This is a genomic window from Escherichia sp. TW14182, assembly GCF_000208525.1.
Lineage (GTDB): Bacteria > Pseudomonadota > Gammaproteobacteria > Enterobacterales > Enterobacteriaceae > Escherichia > Escherichia ruysiae.
Genome location: NZ_AEJZ01000303.1, coordinates 1 through 4,439, shown reverse-complemented (window position 1 = coordinate 4,439; position 4,439 = coordinate 1). Strand labels below are relative to the sequence as shown.

Here is a 4,439-nt window from a genome sequence, read left to right as displayed (position 1 = left end):
GTCGGATAAGGCGTTTACGCCGCATCCGACATGTTTCAGGCCAACAGCGCCAGCCCGCCGACAATCACACCAGACACCGCCACCATCGCCCCGGTCAGCCATAAGGCTTTCGCCGGAAACGCTTTACGCAACATAATCAGTGACGGCAAACTCACCGCCGGGAGCGTCATCAACAATGCCAGCGCCGGAGCGGTTCCCATACCTGCCAGCATCATCGTTTGCACAATCGGAATTTCTGCCGCCGTGGGAATGACAAACAAGCATCCTGCTACCGCCATCGCCACTACCCACATCAGGCTGTTATCAATAGCGCCATCGGCATGGGGGAATAACCAGACGCGAGCGGCACCCAACGCCAGTACTGCAAGGATATAAACCGGGATCGTACTCCAGAACAGCGTCCACAGCGCCCTGCCCCAGCGGCTAAAAAATCCGCCCTGCGCTTCCGGCATGTCAATTTCGACCGGTGCCTGCGTTTGCGGTGTCTCACGCACCCATTTTTGCACCAGTGTCGCAATCAACAACACCATCACCAGCCCCGCAACCAGACGAATCGCCGCAAAGCCCCAGCCGAGAACAAACCCCATAAACACCAGCGTCGCCGGGTTTAACAACGGATTCCCCATCCAGAATGCCAGCGCACCGCCCATCGACACTTGCTGGCGACGCATCCCCGCCGCGACCGGTGCCGCACAGCAGGTACACATCATACCTGGTAGCGAAAACAGCGTTCCCAGCAAAGTTCCGCGAAAGCGGGATTGCCCCAGCGTGCGCAGCAGCCAGTCACGTGGAATCAGCACCTGAATCAACGACCCAAGCATCACCCCCAGCACCGCCGCTTTCCATACCGCGAGGAAATAGATCATCGCGTAATCCCACGCTGCCTGCCACGGATTGGCATCCGCCTGCGCGAGTATTGATTTACCGATACTGTGGGTTTCGGCGGCGGTAAACGCTTTGCCGTAGTAGGGTTGCCATTTCACATACCAAAGTCCGGCAATGACAACGAGAAAGAAAAGCGCGGGTTTCCACCACTGAATGGGCGTTGCCGCCTGAGATGAAGACTGACCAGTCATAGCATTCCCCAGGAATAAGTTATGATAATTGAGCGCGTGAATATTACGCTCACTATCAATCCTTGGGAATAATTATTCAGCTCTTTTGCGTAGTTCTGAAGAGCTTAAAATAGTCACCCCTTCATGTTCAGGCCGCATGGCTTCTGCCAGCATGACCCGCGCCACATCCCGTGCATCAATGGATTTCCAGTTGCCAGGCAGCAAACGAAACAGCGGCGCAAAAAGCGTTTCGTTCATCCGCTGTTTGCTACGATCGCCCAGCAACATCGACGGACGCGCAATGGTCAGTTTCGGCCAGTTCTGGGCAATTAGCGCTTCTTCCATCTCCCCTTTGACGCGGTTATAGAAAAAGGGCGAATGCGCGTTTGCGCCCATGGCACTAACCACCAGCATATGCTGTGCACCCAGCCGCCGTCCGGTTAACGCGGTGTCCACGACCAGCGTGTAATCGGCATGAATAAACGCTTCTTTGCTACCCGCCTCCCGCCGCGTGGTGCCAAGACAACAAAACACAATATCTATCGGATCGGTGACCTGCGCCAGCGCGTCGGTCAGTTGTGGATCATGGGGATTAAACACGCCTGGCATATCGCCCAACGGGCGTCTCGTCGGCGCAGCAATGGCGTTTACTTTCGGTTCGTTAATCAACATCCGCAGCAGGTGACCGCCCACCAGCCCCGTTGCGCCTGTAATCAGTACCTGACTCATCTTCGCTCCTTTACAGAATTGTCCGCCTTGCACTCCCCGGTACATGCACCAGGCTTAATAGTCTACGTGGTAATTATCCCCGATTGTGGGAAATTCGCCTCATTCAATGCAACAACGCGGAGGAAGCATGAGTAAAAAGATTGCAGTTTTAATCACTGATGAATTTGAGGATTCAGAATTTACTTCACCCGCAGATGCATTTCGTAAAGCCGGACACGAAGTTGTCACCATTGAAAAGCAAGCGGGTAAAACGGTGAAAGGAAAAAAAGGGGAAGCCAGCGTGACTATCGATAAATCCATCGATGAAGTGACGCCAGCAGAGTTTGATGCCCTGCTGCTTCCTGGTGGTCATTCACCGGATTATCTGCGTGGTGATAATCGTTTTGTCACCTTCACGCGAGATTTTGTGAATAGCGGTAAACCGGTCTTCGCTATCTGCCACGGCCCGCAACTGCTGATTAGCGCCGATGTGATTCGCGGTCGTAAGCTGACCGCCGTTAAACCGATTATTATTGATGTTAAAAACGCAGGCGCGGAATTTTACGATCAGGAAGTGGTGGTCGATAAAGATCAGCTGGTTACCAGCCGGACGCCGGACGATCTGCCAGCGTTTAACCGCGAGGCGTTACGCCTGCTCGGTGCCTGAGTCACGTAACCAAATTATTTTTTTACCAAAGCCCAGCGTGTTGTCGGTGAATTTGATTTCATCGAGCCGGATTTCCCAAACCGGTGCCGACAGCATTCTGGCAACCGGAAAGCGGCGATTGTACGCCTGACGCGCAAGGTCGCTTTCCTCACCTTCCAGTTTGCGGATCTCACCTTTAAATTGCACGCCACGAATTAACGCTACTGTTTTCGGCTGACCGTTTACCGTTCCAGCAACAGCCGCCTGCGATCCGCTCATCTGCGCGTGACGCGTTTTTTCTTCCGTCAAAATGTAGAAGGCGACTTTCTGTGCATCAAAAAGATAAAAGGCATTGGCGCACCACAGTTCCCCTTCCTGCTGCACACACCAGGTGACAACATGTTGTTTTGCCAGCCAACGGCTGATGGCGGTGAGTGTTTCCATTGCTGTTCTCTTTTATACTGTTGGCCTGACCTTAACATGTGACACAAACGATGACACCCTGGTATCTCTATTTGATTCGTACCGCCGATAATAAGCTTTATACCGGGATTACCACGGATGTCGAACGTCGCTATCAGCAGCACCAGAGCGGTAAAGGGGCGAAAGCACTGCGTGGGAAAGGTGAACTGACGCTGGCGTTTTCCGCACCAGTTGGCGACCGTTCGCTGGCGCTACGGGCGGAATATCGCGTTAAGCAACTAACCAAACGGCAGAAAGAGCGTCTGGTAGCGGAAGGCGCAGGGTTTGCAGAGCTGTTAAGCAGTCTGCAAACCCCGGAGATTAAAAGCGATTGAAATGATCGTGGTATTCAACCAGACCAGTTACGCCATTCAGCGCGTCATCCGCTAAACGATGTACCTGGAAGGCGCTTTCAGTGCCCGGCCAGCGGCAACGCAGATCGTGATGTGCAGCCAGCTCAAAGCCGAAACGACTGTACAGCGCCGGATCGCCCAGCGTCACCACTGCGGCATAGCCGAACTCATTAAGCGAATCGAGTCCTTCATAAACCAGTTGGCGTGCCAGCCCCTGCCCACGGTATTTTTCATCAACCGCCAGCGGTGCCATGCCGACCCATTGCAGATCTTCGCCCTGCACATCTACCGGACTAAATGCCACATAGCCAATGACCTGACCTTCGTCATCTGTCGCCACCAGCCCCAGCGTCAGAAAGCCATCTTCACGCAGATCGTGAACCAGCTTCGCTTCCGCATCGCTTTCGAATGAACGACGCAGCAGGGCATCAATACCCGGCGCATCAATGGGAATTTCTACTCGAATTAGCATGGTTCACCTACCGATGTCTGTTTGGTTTCAGGCGTGGTTTTCATTCCCGCCTCAACAAAATCCGCCAGTTGCAGCAGCATCATGCGTAAGGCTTTCGGCATTTGCTCCAGTTCAATGGCGTCCATCAGGTTTTTCACATACAGCCCCAGCTCCGTATCGCCTTCAATCACCAGTCGACGCTGGAAGAAGAGCGTATCCGGATCCTGTTTACGCGCCGCAATCATCAGCAGATCGCTGGCGTCGGCACTAAAACTCACATCAGCTTGCGCGTTCTGGCTGACAACCAGTTTGCCATTCACCACCGAGGTAAACCATTGCAGGTCAATATCACGCACATGAATACTTAACCAGCGGCCTTCAAGAAACTCAAGCTCGCCGTCGTCCAGCGCCTGACGGAATTGCCAGCTTAAGACCTGCTCAAGAACCTGGCGTTTTAGCGCAAATGGCGTCAGTTTTACCGGTACACTCAACAGAGATGGCCCCAAATGCACAATACGGGAACGCAGTTTATCCAACACGAGTTTTACTCCCTGTTTCAACAATCGTCCTATTTTGCCATATCAGGAAAATAACATAGCGGTATAAATCAACAATTCCATATGAAATTGCTGCTACCACCAATACAACTTTAACTGCCTTAAATCAAAAATTGTCGCAGCAAGGTTAACTAAAATCCCAGTTCGTTAACATTTTTGCGCTTTGATAGCGCAACCTTCAGGAAATGTAATGAACACATCCCCCCC

Annotated in this window: 7 protein-coding genes; 2 read left to right on the top strand and 5 right to left on the bottom strand. The window is 52.8% G+C overall.

Going from position 1 to position 4,439, the window contains the following annotated elements:
• Positions 1-35 precede the first annotated feature (35 nt).
• Both EQY_RS0120430 and EQY_RS0120425 read right to left on the bottom strand, forming a co-directional pair.
• A complete protein-coding gene (locus EQY_RS0120430; protein ID WP_000147638.1) occupies positions 36-1,076 on the bottom strand; it encodes a permease in 1,041 nt (346 codons plus the stop codon).
• A 72-nt stretch (positions 1,077-1,148) separates the two neighbouring features.
• Positions 1,149-1,784 (bottom strand): NAD(P)H-binding protein, encoded by a 636-nt coding sequence (locus EQY_RS0120425; protein ID WP_000084526.1) that lies wholly within the window; start codon positions 1,782-1,784, stop codon positions 1,149-1,151.
• A 127-nt stretch (positions 1,785-1,911) separates the two neighbouring features.
• Here EQY_RS0120425 and yhbO point away from each other — a divergent pair, with 127 nt between their 5' ends.
• Complete coding sequence (gene yhbO / locus EQY_RS0120420; RefSeq protein ID WP_000037602.1) at positions 1,912-2,430, top strand: protein/nucleic acid deglycase; 519 nt, start codon at positions 1,912-1,914, stop codon at positions 2,428-2,430.
• On the opposite strand, the gene EQY_RS0120415 is transcribed toward yhbO, so the two are convergent.
• Positions 2,410-2,853 carry a YhbP family protein gene (locus EQY_RS0120415; RefSeq protein WP_000449460.1) on the bottom strand — a complete coding sequence of 148 codons (444 nt, stop codon included), beginning with the start codon at positions 2,851-2,853 and terminating at the stop codon, positions 2,410-2,412. The genes yhbO and EQY_RS0120415 overlap by 21 nt on opposite strands.
• Positions 2,854-2,903: 50 nt before the next feature.
• On the opposite strand from EQY_RS0120415, the gene yhbQ reads away from it, so the two are divergent.
• Positions 2,904-3,206 (top strand): DNA damage response exodeoxyribonuclease YhbQ, encoded by a 303-nt coding sequence (gene yhbQ, locus EQY_RS0120410; RefSeq protein ID WP_000189371.1) that lies wholly within the window; start codon positions 2,904-2,906, stop codon positions 3,204-3,206.
• Here yhbQ and EQY_RS0120405 read toward each other — a convergent pair.
• Entirely contained in the window at positions 3,193-3,696 is a 504-nt protein-coding gene (locus EQY_RS0120405) for a GNAT family N-acetyltransferase (protein WP_000908553.1), read from the bottom strand. The genes yhbQ and EQY_RS0120405 overlap by 14 nt on opposite strands.
• Positions 3,690-4,214 (bottom strand): ubiquinone anaerobic biosynthesis accessory factor UbiT, encoded by a 525-nt coding sequence (gene ubiT / locus EQY_RS0120400; protein ID WP_001517154.1) that lies wholly within the window; start codon positions 4,212-4,214, stop codon positions 3,690-3,692. The genes EQY_RS0120405 and ubiT overlap by 7 nt, the downstream gene beginning before the upstream one ends.
• Positions 4,215-4,439 lie beyond the last annotated feature (225 nt).

What these genes read in the sequence shown, in the direction of transcription:
- EQY_RS0120405 (WP_000908553.1), bottom strand. Translation starts at nt 3,696, where the DNA reads ATGCTAATTCGAGTAGAAATTCCCATTGATGCGCCGGGTATTGATGCC.
- EQY_RS0120425 (WP_000084526.1), bottom strand. Translation starts at nt 1,784, where the DNA reads ATGAGTCAGGTACTGATTACAGGCGCAACGGGGCTGGTGGGCGGTCAC.
- yhbO (WP_000037602.1), top strand. Translation starts at nt 1,912, where the DNA reads ATGAGTAAAAAGATTGCAGTTTTAATCACTGATGAATTTGAGGATTCA.
- yhbQ (WP_000189371.1), top strand. Translation starts at nt 2,904, where the DNA reads ATGACACCCTGGTATCTCTATTTGATTCGTACCGCCGATAATAAGCTT.
- EQY_RS0120415 (WP_000449460.1), bottom strand. Translation starts at nt 2,853, where the DNA reads ATGGAAACACTCACCGCCATCAGCCGTTGGCTGGCAAAACAACATGTT.
- EQY_RS0120430 (WP_000147638.1), bottom strand. Translation starts at nt 1,076, where the DNA reads ATGACTGGTCAGTCTTCATCTCAGGCGGCAACGCCCATTCAGTGGTGG.